Origin of the sequence: Halalkalibacterium ligniniphilum, assembly GCF_000334155.1 — a bacterium.
In the GTDB taxonomy this organism is placed as follows: Bacteria; Bacillota; Bacilli; order Bacillales; family Bacillaceae_D; genus Halalkalibacterium; species Halalkalibacterium ligniniphilum.
In genome coordinates this window covers 59018-75328 of record NZ_ANNK01000091.1, presented here as the reverse complement: position 1 = coordinate 75328, position 16311 = coordinate 59018, and the positions used below count along the sequence as shown (strand labels likewise).

General features: G+C 36.9%; 17 protein-coding genes and 1 riboswitch. Of the genes, 4 read left to right on the top strand and 13 right to left on the bottom strand.

The window, feature by feature from the left end; genetic code table 11:
* Positions 1 to 26: 26 nt before the first annotated feature.
* The 6 genes from BLT_RS0110625 to BLT_RS0110600 all read right to left on the bottom strand — a co-directional run bounded on the left by BLT_RS0110625 (position 27) and on the right by BLT_RS0110600 (position 5832).
* On the bottom strand, positions 27 to 1097 hold the full coding sequence (locus BLT_RS0110625; protein WP_236611088.1) for a TAXI family TRAP transporter solute-binding subunit: 1071 nt from the start codon (positions 1095 to 1097) through the stop codon (positions 27 to 29).
* Positions 1098 to 1376: 279 nt separating this feature from the next.
* Complete coding sequence (locus BLT_RS0110620) at positions 1377 to 1958, bottom strand: non-oxidative hydroxyarylic acid decarboxylases subunit B (protein ID WP_017727776.1); 582 nt, start codon at positions 1956 to 1958, stop codon at positions 1377 to 1379.
* 583 nt (positions 1959 to 2541) lie between these two features.
* Complete coding sequence (mscL, locus tag BLT_RS0110615) at positions 2542 to 2928, bottom strand: large conductance mechanosensitive channel protein MscL (RefSeq protein WP_017727775.1); 387 nt, start codon at positions 2926 to 2928, stop codon at positions 2542 to 2544.
* A gap of 181 nt (positions 2929 to 3109) precedes the next feature.
* The gene (locus tag BLT_RS0110610; RefSeq protein ID WP_017727774.1) at positions 3110 to 3403 is read right to left on the bottom strand and encodes a Dabb family protein; all 294 of its coding nucleotides are present in this window, start codon (positions 3401 to 3403) and stop codon (positions 3110 to 3112) included.
* 105 nt (positions 3404 to 3508) lie between these two features.
* Positions 3509 to 4189 carry a ribose-5-phosphate isomerase RpiA gene (rpiA, locus tag BLT_RS0110605; protein ID WP_017727773.1) on the bottom strand — a complete coding sequence of 227 codons (681 nt, stop codon included), beginning with the start codon at positions 4187 to 4189 and terminating at the stop codon, positions 3509 to 3511.
* Positions 4190 to 4431: 242 nt separating this feature from the next.
* Complete coding sequence (locus BLT_RS0110600) at positions 4432 to 5832, bottom strand: FAD-binding oxidoreductase (protein ID WP_017727772.1); 1401 nt, start codon at positions 5830 to 5832, stop codon at positions 4432 to 4434.
* Between the two features lie 542 nt (positions 5833 to 6374).
* Between BLT_RS0110600 and BLT_RS23100 the strand changes: the two genes are divergently transcribed.
* A complete protein-coding gene (locus BLT_RS23100; RefSeq protein ID WP_081599648.1) occupies positions 6375 to 6494 on the top strand; it encodes a helix-turn-helix domain-containing protein in 120 nt (39 codons plus the stop codon).
* A gap of 107 nt (positions 6495 to 6601) precedes the next feature.
* On the opposite strand, the gene BLT_RS0110590 is transcribed toward BLT_RS23100, so the two are convergent.
* From BLT_RS0110590 to BLT_RS0110565, 6 genes are all read right to left on the bottom strand, one after another.
* Entirely contained in the window at positions 6602 to 6934 is a 333-nt protein-coding gene (locus BLT_RS0110590) for a helix-turn-helix domain-containing protein (protein WP_017727770.1), read from the bottom strand.
* Between the two features lie 159 nt (positions 6935 to 7093).
* Positions 7094 to 7185, top strand: a riboswitch (cyclic di-GMP riboswitch).
* Between the two features lie 323 nt (positions 7186 to 7508).
* On the bottom strand, positions 7509 to 8273 hold the full coding sequence (locus BLT_RS21765) for a hypothetical protein (protein WP_017727769.1): 765 nt from the start codon (positions 8271 to 8273) through the stop codon (positions 7509 to 7511).
* A gap of 196 nt (positions 8274 to 8469) precedes the next feature.
* Positions 8470 to 12129 (bottom strand): multicopper oxidase domain-containing protein, encoded by a 3660-nt coding sequence (locus BLT_RS0110580; RefSeq protein WP_017727768.1) that lies wholly within the window; start codon positions 12127 to 12129, stop codon positions 8470 to 8472.
* A 19-nt stretch (positions 12130 to 12148) separates the two neighbouring features.
* Entirely contained in the window at positions 12149 to 12457 is a 309-nt protein-coding gene (locus tag BLT_RS0110575) for a hypothetical protein (protein ID WP_017727767.1), read from the bottom strand.
* A gap of 30 nt (positions 12458 to 12487) precedes the next feature.
* Positions 12488 to 12784 (bottom strand): hypothetical protein, encoded by a 297-nt coding sequence (locus BLT_RS0110570; RefSeq protein ID WP_017727766.1) that lies wholly within the window; start codon positions 12782 to 12784, stop codon positions 12488 to 12490.
* An 83-nt stretch (positions 12785 to 12867) separates the two neighbouring features.
* Entirely contained in the window at positions 12868 to 13653 is a 786-nt protein-coding gene (locus BLT_RS0110565; RefSeq protein WP_017727765.1) for a hypothetical protein, read from the bottom strand.
* A 244-nt stretch (positions 13654 to 13897) separates the two neighbouring features.
* Between BLT_RS0110565 and BLT_RS0110560 the strand changes: the two genes are divergently transcribed.
* Both BLT_RS0110560 and BLT_RS0110555 read left to right on the top strand, forming a co-directional pair.
* Complete coding sequence (locus BLT_RS0110560) at positions 13898 to 14311, top strand: hypothetical protein (protein WP_017727764.1); 414 nt, start codon at positions 13898 to 13900, stop codon at positions 14309 to 14311.
* Between the two features lie 21 nt (positions 14312 to 14332).
* On the top strand, positions 14333 to 14797 hold the full coding sequence (locus BLT_RS0110555) for a hypothetical protein (protein WP_017727763.1): 465 nt from the start codon (positions 14333 to 14335) through the stop codon (positions 14795 to 14797).
* Here the strand turns inward: BLT_RS0110555 and BLT_RS0110550 are convergent.
* Positions 14794 to 15381: an SCO family protein gene (locus BLT_RS0110550; protein WP_017727762.1), complete on the bottom strand. Its 588-nt coding sequence runs from the start codon at positions 15379 to 15381 to the stop codon at positions 14794 to 14796. The genes BLT_RS0110555 and BLT_RS0110550 overlap by 4 nt on opposite strands.
* Before the next feature lie 284 nt (positions 15382 to 15665).
* On the opposite strand from BLT_RS0110550, the gene BLT_RS0110545 reads away from it, so the two are divergent.
* On the top strand, positions 15666 to 16277 hold the full coding sequence (locus tag BLT_RS0110545) for a hypothetical protein (RefSeq protein ID WP_017727761.1): 612 nt from the start codon (positions 15666 to 15668) through the stop codon (positions 16275 to 16277).
* Positions 16278 to 16311: the final 34 nt, after the last annotated feature.

Genomic DNA, 16311 nt, shown 5'->3' with positions numbered 1-16311 from the left:
TTCTATACAAAATTGTAAATGTCAGTTTAATGATTTTCTAAGCTTTGTTGTAGCTCTTCTATCTCATTATTCCAAGCATTAACTTCTTTATAGTACTGAATGGCTCCTGGATGAAAAGGGATGACAGGTTCGGTAAGGGAGTTCTCAATCGTCCAGTCTTTTGCAGAATTATGAATGGTAGTAAATTCTTCATAGTTATCAAACATTGTTTTCGTTAAACGGTAGACCATTTCATCTGGCAACTCTCCTTGTGCTACCAAATACGCGTTTAGTGCGAATGCGAACACATCGCTATCTTGATTTGGGTATGTGCCACTTGGAATAACAAATTTTTGAATCGCTTCAGGTAAAGGCTCTAAAATCGAATCTAGCTTATCTTCATCAACGGAAATCAACTTAAACTCATCATCCGAAAAAATCTCAGACAAAGTTGGTGCATTTAAACTCGCTGGGAATAATGCACCATCTACACTACCTAGTTCAAGAGCTTCAATGACCTCTGGAGAATCAGTTGTAGAAATAATATTAACGTCATCTTTTGAAATTCCATATGAATCTAGGAGCGCATACATAATTTGTTCGATTTCAGGCATGGCTGGGCGTTGTCCGATAATTGTTTTTCCTTTTAAATCACTAGGACTTTCGATCCCAGAATCTTTTCGGACGATGAGCTGCCTAATCGAAGCCTGACCTTGTGCAACAAGCCGAACATCAACCGAGCTTTCAAATGGTGGGATACCGTTATAACCGTCATAAGAAGCAAGCGAATTCGTAATTGCAAAATCCACACGGTCATTTTGTAAAGCAAAAACATTAGGATGCGAGCCCCCTACAGGTTCTACCGTCATATTAAATGAAGGGTCATGCTTGGTAATAATATTGGAAAGGCCAACTCCTACTGTGTAAAAAGGACTTCCTGAACTAGAGGTTCCTATTCGGACCGTAGTTTGTGGACTATCTCCGTTTGAAGAGCTTGTTGCTTCTCCCGGAGTTCCTCCATTCGATTGAAGCCCACTTGAATTTGAACCACAAGCGCTTAAAAACAAACTAAAAATTAATATTGTTCCTACGACCAACCAATAATTTCTCTTGACCACCAAAACCACCATCTCCTCTCTTTCATTTTTAACTTTCAAGTTTTTGGCATTATAAATGCATTTCCATCAAAAATGTATGCGCTATCATTTTGATGAAAAAAGAAAAAACACGCCATATCAATTTTAAAAATAATAAATTTTATGACTTTTCCGATTATTTAAAGCTTACTTAGATAAATTCAATTTGTAAAATAGATTTATTTTATTAATAGACATGAATTAAACTGATAATTAGAAAATTCCTATTAATTAAAGTCGGTTAATAACATTAATTTGTTCTTAAATGAGATTTATTTTCTTCACGTTGTTTTCTTTCCATCGTTTTGTCAGTGAATTATCAATATCAAACTGGTCCAGTGTTCTAGCTACAATATGATTAACAATATCATCTATACTTTTCGGATGATTATAAAAAGCGGGCACTGGTGGAATAATTGTAACGCCCATTCTTGACAAGCCCAACATATTTTCTAAGTGAATAGCACTTAATGGAGTCTCTCGTGTTAAAAGGACAAGCTTTTTTCTTTCTTTCAACATAACATCTGCAGCTCTTCCAAGAAGACCATCAGCCATTCCCGCTCTTATTGAAGCTAACGTTTTCATACTACATGGCGCAATAATCATCCCGTCCACACGAAATGATCCACTGGAAATCGAAGCAGCTTGATTCATTGATCCGTGTACGACTGTCGCCAGGCTTTTAACATCATCAATTGAATAATCCGTTTCTAACTTAATCGTCACTTCTGCCCATTTTGAGATCACAAGATGAGTCTCTACACCAACTGAACGAAGAGCTTCTAACATTCGAATCCCAAAAATAGCACCAGTCGCTCCTGATATTCCTACAATGATTCTCATATACAATCCCCTTTTTTCTTGATTTTGTCTTACTGTCCCAATATTTTCAAAAGAATCATTACTTTACTTAGCATTATACAAAATAGAAAATCTAAGTAGTAATAGGAATTTTTTATAGATTCTCTACTTCAATTGTCACCATACAGATTTTTTATACATGCACCTTCAGAAACTATTCAGCTTGTTATTGCCGATTTGCTAATCCATTTTTTATAACCTCCCTAAATCATTAAACTTTGGTTGTTACAATTCTTCGACACAAAGAAAAATATTCCTTTTTTAACAAAAAGCTAAAATTTGTATGAAATGTAAGTTGCGTATGGTTTGTATAATAAAAGTCAGTTGAAACTTGGAAAATAACCGTTATAAATTCTCTATGGATGAAGGCAACAGCATGTGAGGATCTAATGCAGGAATGCTCCCCTCTACCTTTTGAAATGTCTCTAATGTTAATTGACATATGACTATTATCGATACTTTGAACAATGTCACCAGAAGAAACCGTTCTTTTGAAAATAAAAACCCTATTTAGAGTAAATAAAAAACCTGGGACTAATCATTTAGTCTCAGGCTGTATACATGCTTACTTATGTTCTGCTTGTGTTTTTAGCAAATCCCGGATTTCTGTTAGTAGCTGTTCCTCTGTTGTTAAAGTTGGTTTTGTCTCTTCTTTTATTTCTTCTTTCTTTTTAAACTTGTTAATAAATCTGACAAACAAGAAAATCGAAAATGCAACAATGACAAAGTCAACAATCGATTGCATGAACGTGCCATACTTTACAACCGCATTCCCAACTTCAATTTGTAAATGATTAAAATCGATTCCACCAACTAACAATCCAATAAGAGGCATAATCATATCATCGACTAGAGAGGTGACAATTCGGCCAAAGGCTGCCCCAATAATGACAGCAACTGCTAACTCAATTACGTTGCCTTTCATCGCAAATTCTTTAAATTCTTTAAGCATGTTCAATTCCCTCCTAACGATAAAAATATCATACAACAATGAGAATGGTGAATAACAATAGAATAAGCCTGAAATCTGTATCATAAGGTCATTTTTTAAAGCTCCTTTGACAATAAAACCAAATGAGGAATTCAGACTAAAAAGCACCTAGCAAAAAGATTGTTAGGTGCTCTACAAATGATTATATTTCAATATCTACACCAATACTATCGATTCTCCCAACTTCCTTTATGTATGCAGCAACGGCTTGATGCTCTTCGTTTTGCCCATACGCTTCAAGGGCAGCTTGATCTTCAAATCGAACAGACAATACAACTTGATAGTCTTTGCTTTTTTCTGCCAAATTAAGGCCAGCTTGAAGATCAACAATTCCAGTTAGATGGTTTTTTAAGGCTTTGAATCGGTCGACAACTTCTTGTAATTGTTCAGGTGTTGTTGTTTCTGCAAATTTAACGAGTACGATATGGTCTATCATGTATTGTCCTCTTTTCTCTATGTATTTTGCTTCAACGCTTATCGTATCGGATCATTTGTATTTGTGCAATAGATTTAGACAGACTATGTAGTTTTTGGATTACAATTATTTTTCGAGTACCTCTACACCATTTTCTCCGCCAACTATGATTTTATTTGCCATACCGACAAAAAGTCCTGTTTCGACAACACCTACTAGCCGTTTTATTTGCTCATGGAGAGCCTTTGGATTTGAGATTGAGTTGAATTGGCAATCTAAAATGTAATTACCATTATCAGATATAAAAATTTCATTGTCCTTCATTCTTAGAATTGGTTTTACATGGAGTGCTGTAAGCTTTTCTGCAGTTGCTTCACACCCAAAAGGAACGACTTCGACAGGAAGTGGAAATGCACCTAATGTGTTAACTAGCTTCGATTGATCGACAACAACAATAAATTGCTTTGAAGAAACATCGACAATCTTTTCTCTCACTAAAGATCCCCCTCCCCCTTTTGTAAGGTGAAAGTTTGGATCAACTTCATCTGCGCCATCAATTGCCAGATCCAGCTCCTTGATTTCAGCAAAGCTTGTCAACGGAATTCCAGCTTCCCTTGCCCAGATTTCTGTTCTTCGCGATGTGGGAATCCCTTTAATCTTTAAGCCTTGTTGTACGCGCTCACTTAACTTTTTAATCATCCAATAGATCGTCGAACCTGAACCGAGTCCAATCGTCATTCCATCCTTTATATAGTCAACCGCCTTTTCAGCTGCAATTTTTTTAAAAAGCTCTGTACCTTCAACCATGATTGAATCAACTCTCTCTTATGTATTTATATAATAGTTCCTAAGACGATTACACAGAGCTATATTATCATTAGTACTAAGTTACTTTCTACTTATGAGGTCGACCTTCTTTTATGCACTATAGATTGTTGAAAAGGACATCTCGATTTTAGAAGGTATAGCAGCTTAAAGCTGTTTAGCTTTAGGCGCCTCAGGGTGACTTCAGCGCCTCTTGTGAGACAAGCGTTAGAAGGGTCAGCGCTTTAGTCACTAGATGTTCGCCTTTCGTGCATAGCCTCTACTGTGAAAATTTTACCTGGATTAAAAATATTATTTGGGTCCAACGTTTTTTTTATCTGCTTCATAACTTCGTAGGCATAGCCATGTTCTCGTGATTGATATTTCGTTTTTCCACTACCGACACCATGCTCACCTGTGCATGTACCGCCTTTTGAAAGTGCAAAATTGACAATATGATCATTTAACATTTTTGCCTGTTCGATTTCTTTTTCGTTTTGAAGATCGACCATCATTAAGACGTGATAGTTGCCGTCACCAACATGCCCAACAATCGCTGCATCAAATTGCAGCTTTTCAATGGCTTGTCGTGTATCTGCAATTGCTTCAGGTAGTACATTGATCGGGACACTTGTATCTGTAACCATTAATTTTTTACCTGGTGACCCATGAATAAAGGCGTATGCTAAGTTATGTCGCAGCTCCCATAATTCATTTCGTGCCTTCGAATCAGCTTCAAAAGCGAAGTTCACACAGTTCATATCTTGTAAAATTTCCTGAGCAAAGGTCACATCTTGGTGTAAACCTGCTTCATTGCCATGAAACTCTAAGAAGAGTGTTGGAAGCTCTTCAAAGGATGAATCCATATATCGATTCGCCTGCTGAATCGATCTTGCATCAACCAGCTCCATACGTGCCATTGGAATACCAGCTGATAAGATCGCTACAACTGCATCAACAGCTTCTTGTATCGTCGGAAATGTTGCCCGGGCAGCCATAATTACTTCAGGGATACCATATACACGTAAAGTTAACTCAGTAATGACACCAAGTGTTCCTTCTGAACCGACCATTAATCCATTTAAATTGTAGCCTGATGAAGATTTAGCCGATAGACCTCCTGTATGTATCACATTACCGTCAGCTAATACAATTTCTAGATCGCGCACTTGGTCACGCATAATACCATATCTAACTGAAGTTGTTCCACTTGCATTGGTTGCAGCCATTCCTCCTAATGTTGCGTCTGCACCTGGATCTACTGGAAAGAACAAGCCATATTTTTTTAATTCTTTGTTTAATTGCGTACGTGTTACCCCAGGCTGAACTTTAACAATAAAATCTCGTTCTCGTATTTCTAATACTTTATTCATTTGTGACATATCAAGGGAGATGCCTCCTTGATAAGGAATCACATGCCCTTCTAAACTGGACCCTAAACCAAAAGGCACAATCGGAATCTTTTTTTCATTTGCAAATTTAACGAGATGGATTACTTCTTCCGTATTTTGTGCGAAAAACACTGCGTCCGGTAAATGAGGCGTATGGTAAGTCTCATCACGGCTGTGCTGTTCTAAAATCGTTTCGTTTGTCACAATTCGTTCTTTTGGAAAAAGCGTTGAAAGTTCTTGTACGATAGATGCCATTTTTTCACCTCATAAATAAAAGTCCAGCCATATGATTGTTGGACCGAATCTATTTCTAAAAGGTATAAAAGCGTTTTAATAATGAAATCGCTTTAACCATACTATTTATAATAAATTTAATTTTGTGAAAATACAAGATGTATCCAGTATTTATCAGATAGGTTTCTTAATGGATGGAAAATTGATAGGTTTACTGCCGTTTGGTACATCAGTTAAACGCCAAATACATTCTCACCATAGGCTAATACCATTTGAATTTTGTTATTATAAAATTCATTCCCTTTAATAACATGATTGGTAGCCGGGTAATGCCCAGGCTCAATATCGATCCCTCAACCCACAGCATGACCGAGTTCCTCCACCGATAACGGTAAGCAGACATTACCAAAAGCAGCTTTAGTTCTTAATAACGAACGTGAAATCAAAAAAATAACACATTCCTTGTATGATGGTTTCGTTTTTTTACCATTTATTTCTTTGCTTTTTCATTAAATATAACGCCTACTAAATTGACTTTTAAGGCTTTATAGCAAAAAAGAGGAATGACATTAAATCAATTAGCTATTCTTTCCGGTGTTTCAAAATCCTATATTAGTTATATTGAAAGAGGATTACAGAAAAACCTAAGTATTGTTGTGTTAAAAAAATTTCAGAGGACCTAGATGTTGACTTTATCCAATTAAATGAATCATTGAACCATTCTTCAAATGAATGTGATTAAACGCACTGTAAAACCCCAGATACTAGAGTAATGGGGTTTTACAGTGCGCTATTTGTCAGATCGTTTATTACGCCATTTTTCAAACTCTAAGTATTCTTGAAATTGTTCTTTACTAATCCCTGAGTTCATTGCTTCTTTCACTAATTCAAGCCAAGCTGTATCAAGCTTTTGTTCTTCATTAATTGGAGACTCGTTTAATAATGCTTCAACAGAAACATCTAATACAGCAGCTATTTTTTCTAAAAATTGAATAGAGGGATTTGATTGAATATTTCTTTCAATCGAACTCAAATATGATTTCGCTACTCCCGCTTTTTCTGCTAGTTCAGATAAAGACAAGCCTTTTTCAAGCCTTAACTTTTTAACTTGTTCACCTATCATGAATATCTTTTCCTCTCTCACCTATGTATTCCATCTAATTATAGCAGTGTAAATAAGACACTGTAAATAGAATGGTCATTATTACGAACAGATTTGACATGGTAATATTACATTTAGAATATCTGTCGTCCTTTAGGTCTTTCACTATTTTTAAAAGGAAAATAGAAAAGGCAAACTTATTGAAAAATGAGGATGCAAAGCCTCAGATTTATGGTAAAGATTTTCTTTACTATGATGACTGGAATTGCTCATGGAAACTAGAGATATAGGGTTAACGCCTGAAGAAGCTCGCGCTTTTATTAAAAAATTATGAACAGAAAAACTAACGACAACACAACGTAGTATGCCTTTACGTTGTAGACAAGGATTTACAAATGATGCACTGTATATCTATTTGTAATTCCTTGTCTACTATAACCAAAAAGCTGTTAAAAGACGGGTTTTTGCATGGATTATTAATGGTAGGCTTATTGACATACCCCTATAGTTTGTTATTATCATACAAATCCACTCACTCCAGATCGCTGGTGTAAGATTAGTTTTAAATGAGGATATTGATTTACTATAGGGAGCATTACGCAATAATGTAACAGACATCGTGAATATTCATTGTGCTTTTCATTTCTCCTAAACAGATGTTAATTGAATCAGCATATACATCCAATAAAGTGCCTACTATCGTATCAACTTCTGATACGAGCTTTATTTTCTTGTCAATCATTAATAGAAGATAGACCTTTAAATCTAACCCGAAAAATATTTGGATAAGCTCAGGTGAACCTGAGACAACTTCACCGAATTGAAATGTTAAACATCGACGTAAACAAGGGTCGATTTTGCTCAATAAAGGTTGCGGTGTTGGTTCATGATAACTTTTTCGGAGTTTCACTAAACTTATTTTTTCATAAGGTATAAGAAGTTTATTCTGCTTGTTTTTAAGAATCGTAAAATCCCTTCCTGCAAGGACTACGGTGCCCTGCAACTTTGTATGATTATTTGATCCTTCTATTACTTCGTTGTCTCCTTCTTCTATTTTTGTCTTACAATCCAATTCTACGATAAGATTCTGATGGAGTAGTCCTTCAAAAGCCTTTTTGAAAACCTCATTTTTTTCTCTCTTACTTGATAAAGCTAAATCGAGTAAAAAGTCATTTGCTTTTCGAATCCGCATTTCTAAATCTTCTAATTTGCTGTTGGGGAAACAGGTGTTTGGTGATGGGAATTTTGGCGTCTTTTTTTGTTTTGGACAATATTCTTTAGGAATACAAAAATCGTCTGGTGTCTTGGGTGAGACAACTTCAGGACAACGTAACCCTACACATTTGTTTTTAAATTTCAACTATTACTCACCTCCTTTTTTCTGTGAAAAGGGGCGGAGCTTCAGTTCAGTTAGTGGAACAATGAAGCCCTTCCGCTCACGCCACCTTTATTGAAATAGTACAGAGAATGATCGGACAAACTCGTTTTCATCCGTGTGGGAAAAGCATGCCGCTCATGCTGATTTCTGTGAAATGAAATCGCTAACCGGCTTCATTCTATTTATTCAACGGTGGAAGATTCTTTAATTGTTCTCCATGAACACGGATAATGCCCCACATCCCTTGTTCAATATCCCAGCGAATGTTTCCAGAGCGGTACATATAATCTCCTGATAGACTTTTAAGACTACCTGCACCATAATGTAATTGGAGATTTGATGTGTGTCCTGCGACAATTTCGCCAACAATCGATTTTACCTGTGAAAATAAATCGTTCACATTGAAATTCCAATAATGACCGTGGATGTGAAATGAATGGGCGCGACGACGTTCAGATGGATTTACAAGGCGAATTGTGATCGGATCTCCCGCGTATGCTTCAAACAAAGGTGTTGATGGGTCCCCAAACCTTCTTGAGCTAAAAAGCTCATCTAGAGCCTCATGCTTATTGAAGCGATTAATCAATCGTTCTGTACGATAGTTAAAACCCCTTGAGCCATTATCATACGTATCTACAAGGTCATCTAATTCCTCTTCATTTACTCCGAAGAGAATACCGTCCACAGGATCAATAATCAGTTTTTTGAATCGATTGAACAGTCGTGCCCCATCATACATGACAAGAGTAAACTCACGGATGTCTGGTAAAAACGGTTGCCTTAAGATGATATTGGCGCCTGTTTGAACTGGTTTTAGTGTATTGGCATCTAAGAATTCTGTTCCTCTAGGTTCTGCAATGAATGCTCCGAATGTTCCAAGTGAACGATGGTTACGAATGTCAGCCATATCCCACATTCCACAAGCTCCTACTGGTACATCTACATACCATCGATACGTGATCGTTTTACCAGGTCCTGTGGTTTGGTCTGGATTAAACCCAACTGTTTCGCCACTAGATGTTTTGACATCGTATTGAATCAACTGGGGATGTAAAGAAATCCGAACAGAAGGTGGGTAAAAAGCTTGTTCTTTTACAGGTGGATACGGCCATATACCATTAGAAAATGGGAATTTTTCGAAATTAAGATAGCTTGTTAAATTCACTTCAACGATATCGCCTTGATTTGCACGAATAATCAAGGGTTCAGGCTTCTTTTTTCTACTTAATATCGCATCTTTATCTTGTTCTAGAGCAAAAACAATTCCAAACGGGTCATTCTCACCCCACTTACTATATTCAATACGTGTATGAAAAGCAGCGATATCAAACCTTCTTACTGGTGCATTATCGTGAGCTTCTTCTGGAGCTAAGACATTCTCTGGTTTGGCTGGTGGCTTACCTGTTTTTTCTGGTAATGGCTTTGTCCGTTTTGGGGGTTCTTTGCGATCAGGGAGTGGAATTAAAAAATCAACCTTTTGATCAAAGGCGCGAATTAAACCCCATAAGCCATTCCATAAATCTTCTTCCGTTTCAAACGTCCAAAGGTAATCACCTGATCGCGGTACATCCATTTCTAACGTAAACGATTCAGAAATGCTAATTTGCTGTTGGGATCTGTGGTTAGAATTTAAATCAGGTCTCTCTTGTTTCCAACGAAGACCATGTATATTAAAGCTATGTGACTCCTCGTGGGCACCCTGTAACAAACGGACGCGAATGGGGTCCCCTTCATAGCAGTGGAGGATCGGGGTTACGGGATCTCCTTTTACAAACGAACTAAATGAATAAGCAGTGTCACAATTTTTGCCTAGTCGAAATTGAAGCGGTTCGTTTTTGTAATTAACACCAAATAATCCAGGATCATCTGAAGAACCTGGGAAGTTTGGAGGATTTAAAGGATGACCATTCTTGTCAAACAGTAACGTGAAATCTTGAACGAATAATGCAAAATCTCGATAATCGGGAATAAATGGATGGGAAGCAGTGACTTGTGTACCATACGCTTTGTCTTTTCCAGTTTTTGAATCAAGTGTTCTTGTAAACCTTGCATGAACAACTCCCGAACCGAAAACGCCATGCTGCTGATGAGCATTGGCAAACAAATGATCGTGAAAGAACCATGCTTTTAATTCAACATCTGCAAAATATTCTAAGCGGATTGTTTCCCCTGGTAACACGCTTGAGTCATAGTTCCAGCCAACATTTGCACCATCTGCAACAAGCACATCAAATTTCACAAAATGGATGTGCAAACCTGCTTCGTAGGCTCTCGTAACTAATTGAAAAGCATCTCCGTCCAGCACTTCCGGGAGACGGTTTGTAAAATTGACACGTATGCAAGTACCTGCTGGAACATGAAAGACCAACGGTTCCGGTTCTTTTTTTCGAGAACAAACATCGTCAATCTCTTCGTCTAGAACATAGATACGTCCTTTCGGATCATTCCAGCCTTGACGATTGTATACGATTGGAAGTTGAATCAGAGAAATATTAAATTCTTTTACAACCGGATCATCGGCTATCATACAAGGGTCAGAAAAAACAGCACCTGGTCTAGGCTTTTTTATCGCTGCATGTTTTTCTAATTTGGTCATTTCTCTACCACCTACAATTCCAAGAGGAGGGCGAGGAGCCTTACAGCCCACCTTTCCAGGGATAAAATTCGGAAATCCTGGTCTCTTTTTGGTAGGTTTAGGAGGGAGTGGCCGATCTGGCAGTGGTTGCAATGCCTCAATTGGTACCCCGTTCGGATAACAATTTGAGCCATCTTGAAGCGTATCAAAAATACGATTCAACCCCCACATGCCGACTGCAAAGTGAGGATAAAGATGACAGTGTATAATCACATCACCTTTTGCTTCTTGAAGGCTTCCGAGTCCATACAGTGGTTCAACGTCATACCATGTTTGCGGGCTAATTGATTGTGAATCAATAATTCCAGAATTTATATTTGTAGGATCGCGAAACCACTGATGGACATGGTAATGGAAAACATGGGTCTCTTTCACTCCACCGTGAACAACCCTTATTTTAGCTGGGTCACCGATATATCCTCTTAGTATAGGTGTCGTCGGGTCACCAAATACCCAAGAATCGTGATGCACCTCTTCACCTACACAATCAGGGCAAACAATACCTTCTTCAATTAATTTTCTTCGGTTCTGCTCAGGCTCATAACGATAATTAATCGCATGGGTCGTATCACGTTCCTGGTTTGTTTCTGGGTCCAACTGTCGATTTCCAGTAAGATCAACAGAGGGCATTTCATCGTGAAATATCCATGCGTACTCTCGATGTGAGGGTAAAAAAGGATGGTGAATGTCAGCATATACGCCACTATTTAGTGGTTTTCCTGTTACAGGGTTGGTCCACCATGAACCTCTTTTTTGAACAAAAATCGCTCCAAATAACCCATTTATATTTGACCCCTTTTCACTGCTCGATGGATTACCCAAATCAGAGAAGTAATAGACTCCATGGTGATTTGCATTGATACGATAAAGGATTTGTTTCCCAGGCTCTACCAATGTATTTTCGTTAAAACCAACCTTTGCACCATCGGAATCGAATACATTATAATCAGCTTCTTGAAAATGCATCCCTGTTGAAAAAGGAAGTTTATTTTCAAATAATATCTCGATTTCGTCTCCATTGTTTGCCCGGATGACAAGTGGTTGAACAAACTCAACAGGGCTAAATGGGTTATTACGAACAAGTTCTTTTACTTTGGCTTCGTTTTCTTTTAGAACGTACATTGCGCCTCGTGGATTATAATCACCAAATCGATTTAATACGATCCGAATGGGAATTGCGACAACATGATAAAATCGCTTCATTTCTTCCCCCCCTTCCCTTTTAAGTGAGATCATCTTTCAATTCGGGTATTTTTGGACCGTCGCTGGTCTCAATATAGAAGGCTTCAATTTGATGGATATGAACGTGCCATTTACGGTTTTCTAGCTGTTGGATACTCGATGTTTCTACATCAAGCATCAAATGGTCACCGATGACATCGATGATTTTTCCAATGAAGAGAAATGGAAAAGAAGGTGTTAAAATAAAGACTTTTTTTCCTATCCCTTCTACAAAAGTTTGAATAAGACCTTCGTCATGAAGATCATTAATCACTGGTTTTTGTATTTGAAAATCATTAAAGTTGGGCATTTTAATAGAATTCCTCCTTCCGAAATCATTTTACGTGAGTGGAAACCTTGTATTAGGGTCAAAATTAGGTGTTAAATGGACCAATTTCTCTAATGGGATGGATAGCGGTATCGGGAATTTAAAAAATGGGGCATTTAAGATTTTGATAATGACGGGAAAAAGCGTTAGATGGCCGTAGCTGATCTCATGTATGGTTCCAGTAAAAATTGGCCGAAAGGTTTGACCAAATAAATTTAGCTGGTCCGTTTCTGTAACAACTAACACTTCTTCTCCTTCTAAATTTTGTAACTTTCTAAACCATTGCTCTTCTCTTGATTCAGTACTCATGTAAACTCCTCCATTCATAACTAAAAATCCATAGAGTTAAAGTATGCATATTCTTAAAATGAAATAATGATATAGTAAGGTGTCTAGATTTTTTTTAGGCGATGAAAATTATTAAATAATTGTGCTACCATCGTTAACAGACGCATGGTTTTTATATAGTGAATGTGCTTCAAGAGGATCTCTTCTCGTTTATTTAATAAACCGAGAACAAGTTTCGTTTTATTTGTTTCGATGATTTTTCCCACTTGTTTTTTATCATCAAGACGTACTTCTACCCATAGATCCTTCCAAACATTTAAATTTGTCTGAAGTGATTCTTCATAAAATTGTTGTTTTAAGATATCTCGTTTTGCCACTGTTTCACCAAAATTTAAAAGCAATTTTTTCCGCAAATCATTGTCATAAATGTAATGCTGATGAGAATTTGTATAAGATGGTTGGCCGAATGGAATGTTTGCTGAATGGATAGCCGAAAAAGGAATCCAGATGCGTTCTCGTAAATTTGTCAACATAACAAAGTCTCTACCGATTGCATTCACTTTTCCTTCTGTGTAAATTGAATGACTTCCGCACTTGGAAAATATGACAACCTGTTGGTTTCTTTTCATTTTAAAGAATTTTTTTAAAATAACGATTTTGCGCATCTGTTGATCTTTTCTTTGAAGTTGAAGCAAATTAAACCGTTCCATATATTCCATTAATAACCGCGCCTCTTCCGTAGAAGTAGATGTCGTAGGCGAAGTAAGCTTTTCTTCTTTTTGAAAATGAAATTCGTTCAAAATGTCTTTATGGATGATTTCTTTTTGACGCTTCTCCAGTAATTTTTGTGTGTATTCATTAAAGCGAATGACCTTATCTTCACTTTTCATTTTTTTCCTCCTTACCTATATGCTTTTAATAGGGTATGCGATGATTTCATTTATGCAGAAAGGATTAAAGAAATTTAAAGAATTGGGTAAATGTCTAATACAGTAGAACACTTTATTTCTCACATACATACATTATTAAAGCTATACCACGTAAGGGAATGAAGAATCTTAAGGAGCAATAATGAACAACAAGACGAATGATGTTCAATGACTAGGTCACCTGACCATAACAAAGGTGGTTTTTATGATAAACCTTGGCTTACTTTTGTATGGGAACATTCTTTTAATGGGATTGGCTTACTTCTATTTATTTAGGAAGCGTAAAAGAATTGGATTTCAACTAGGTATGAATATTTCCTTGATAGCTGGTGGATCTATGGCAATCATAAGTGGGGTGGTACTTATTTATCAGTTTCCTTTTCATTTTGTATTTGTTACCTTTGCTTCTACCTTATTTGGTATGGCTGTTGGTGGTCTCTTTGGAGGGTTGTTTGATTACCAAACTCTTTTAAGTGGCTATGCAAACGGACTAATGACTGGGATGATGGCACCGATGCTTGGTGCTGTAGCAAAAAACAGCACCGTTTTCCTTGTCTTGCTCGAATTATTTTTCGTAGCTTCTCTCTCACTATTATTAATTTCTGCTAAACGCTCTTAATGAAAGGTGTGCTTATGTGGCATGAAGTTATTTCTAATCAGCCTGCTGTTCATTAATGTTCTGATTGGATATTATCTTTACATCAGAATGTATAAACCAAGAAAGCTTTTTACAGACCGTTTTTCCATGATTATGTCAGCTTGTGCAAGTGGCGTACTAAGTCTAAGTCTAGCGATGCTAAGCTATCTTTTCCTTTCAATTGATTTTACTTCGGTTGCCTTTTTTACAACGACAGTAGGTGCAACAATCGGTATATTGTTCGGAGCACTTGCCAATTATCAATCCTTGCTTTCAGGTTTTTTTCATGGAGTAACTGGAGGAATCATGGGAACAATGCTCGGTGCGGTCATAAAAAACCCTGCCTTATGCAGTTTACCTGGTGTTTACGCCAAGCAAATTGACCAAAATGTTGTTTCATTCGGTCTCTTTGGAACATTATTAGTTATCGTTACTTCAGGGTTATTGCATTTTGCATTAAGAGTTTAATTCTCTAATAAAGTAAGAATATCCACTACAATTTTTTCAGTATTTACCGGTTCACCTGGATTGGCCATATCATAGAGAGCGCGAAGTTGATTTTTTTCATCAAGTAAATACATGGTTGTACCGTGAGCCAAAAATCCACCTTCTAATTTGCTATAAACCATTTGAAGATCATCTGCCACTTCCTTTGTCACTTCCTCTGTTCCTCTTACCCATTTCCAACCAGTTGGGTCCGCGTTAAAAAGTTTAGCATAGTTTTGAATCACTTCTTTGGTGTCATGTACAGGATCAAGTGTTATTGCAACAAGCTCTACTTTTTCACCAAACAATCCTTCATTTTTTAACTTATTTTGTAAGTCTGTAAAATCCATCATTGTTAACGGACAAATATCAGGACAATTTGTGTAATAAAAGCTTAGTAGTTTTATTTTGCCATTTGCTACTTCATACGTATCCTTGTGAACGTCTTCTAACTGATGCATGTTCACTTGTTTTATGATCGGTAATGATCGAGTTTGAGGCCAGAGCCAATACATAAGCGCAAAGCCTATTAAAATGATCGCACTGATTAGCAATAAATGTTTCATGTCGGTTTCCCTCCTCTTTCTTCTACGATATGATGACCAACCTAACTTGCCACTACCTTACTTGAAGATGATGTTTGGTAAGACACCATTTATCCGTTACGTTTTGCAATGATAAGGATAGTGAATGATACAAAATGTACTTTTTAATTTATTATCAATGCTGGAGATTTGAACAAAAATTTTAAATCAAGCATATGTTAATAGTGTCCATCCAATAACCCCAAATAACTTCTCAATTTACGACCAAATATTATATTGTAGGAAGGAAATAGGGAGGAGATCGAATGAGTAAGAAGAATGATTCACGTTGTGAAAAATGTGGTAAAAGTAAACATAAAAGCGATTCTAAACATGATCATTGTATTTGCGAACCGTTCACTTGCGATGATCGGTTTAGACTCCGTTTAGGAGGATTACGTGATAATCTGAATTTCAGATTACGTCAGTTAGTCGGCACTGATGTGACAATAAGGGTAAGGTGCGGAAATAGATTTGAGGATATTGTTGCTAAACTTTTCTACGTAGGAAGCGATTTTCTAGAAGTACTACCATTATATAAACAAGGAAATAAGACAGATAGACAAGGAAATGTTGATGACAATCAGAAGAGGGTGACAGCTAAAAAAAGTGAGCAAAAAAGAAAACATAAAAAAAGACGAGATAAAAAGAAAAGCGTCATTTATCCATTTGATGAAATTGAATTTATAAAAATTGTCCATTCAAATTCAGAGGAAGTAGTAAATTTGAACGAAGTGGAACGAAAATTTAATGACGGACATGAGGATTGGAATCGAATAAATGCTGAAAATAGCCATGAACAAGTAAAGCTAGGCCATTCTTCGCGTCGTTATTTCGCAGAAAATAACCCTCCGGCTGACCCCTGGTTCCCCAATTAAGACTTCCTGGCGTTTTTATGCAATAGTTTGATTG

Bases quoted from the DNA above. Each gene is read 5' to 3' on its own strand.
- BLT_RS0110610 (WP_017727774.1), bottom strand. From the start codon at position 3,403: ATGATAGACCATATCGTACTCGTTAAATTTGCAGAAACAACAACACCT.
- BLT_RS0110600 (WP_017727772.1), bottom strand. From the start codon at position 5,832: ATGGCATCTATCGTACAAGAACTTTCAACGCTTTTTCCAAAAGAACGA.
- mscL (WP_017727775.1), bottom strand. From the start codon at position 2,928: ATGCTTAAAGAATTTAAAGAATTTGCGATGAAAGGCAACGTAATTGAG.
- BLT_RS0110580 (WP_017727768.1), bottom strand. From the start codon at position 12,129: ATGAAGCGATTTTATCATGTTGTCGCAATTCCCATTCGGATCGTATTA.
- BLT_RS0110565 (WP_017727765.1), bottom strand. From the start codon at position 13,653: ATGAAAAGTGAAGATAAGGTCATTCGCTTTAATGAATACACACAAAAA.
- BLT_RS0110545 (WP_017727761.1), top strand. From the start codon at position 15,666: ATGAGTAAGAAGAATGATTCACGTTGTGAAAAATGTGGTAAAAGTAAA.
- BLT_RS0110555 (WP_017727763.1), top strand. From the start codon at position 14,333: ATGAAGTTATTTCTAATCAGCCTGCTGTTCATTAATGTTCTGATTGGA.
- BLT_RS0110575 (WP_017727767.1), bottom strand. From the start codon at position 12,457: ATGCCCAACTTTAATGATTTTCAAATACAAAAACCAGTGATTAATGAT.
- rpiA (WP_017727773.1), bottom strand. From the start codon at position 4,189: ATGGTTGAAGGTACAGAGCTTTTTAAAAAAATTGCAGCTGAAAAGGCG.
- BLT_RS23100 (WP_081599648.1), top strand. From the start codon at position 6,375: ATGACATTAAATCAATTAGCTATTCTTTCCGGTGTTTCAAAATCCTAT.
- BLT_RS0110570 (WP_017727766.1), bottom strand. From the start codon at position 12,784: ATGAGTACTGAATCAAGAGAAGAGCAATGGTTTAGAAAGTTACAAAAT.
- BLT_RS0110560 (WP_017727764.1), top strand. From the start codon at position 13,898: ATGATAAACCTTGGCTTACTTTTGTATGGGAACATTCTTTTAATGGGA.
- BLT_RS0110620 (WP_017727776.1), bottom strand. From the start codon at position 1,958: ATGAGAATCATTGTAGGAATATCAGGAGCGACTGGTGCTATTTTTGGG.
- BLT_RS0110550 (WP_017727762.1), bottom strand. From the start codon at position 15,381: ATGAAACATTTATTGCTAATCAGTGCGATCATTTTAATAGGCTTTGCG.
- BLT_RS0110590 (WP_017727770.1), bottom strand. From the start codon at position 6,934: ATGATAGGTGAACAAGTTAAAAAGTTAAGGCTTGAAAAAGGCTTGTCT.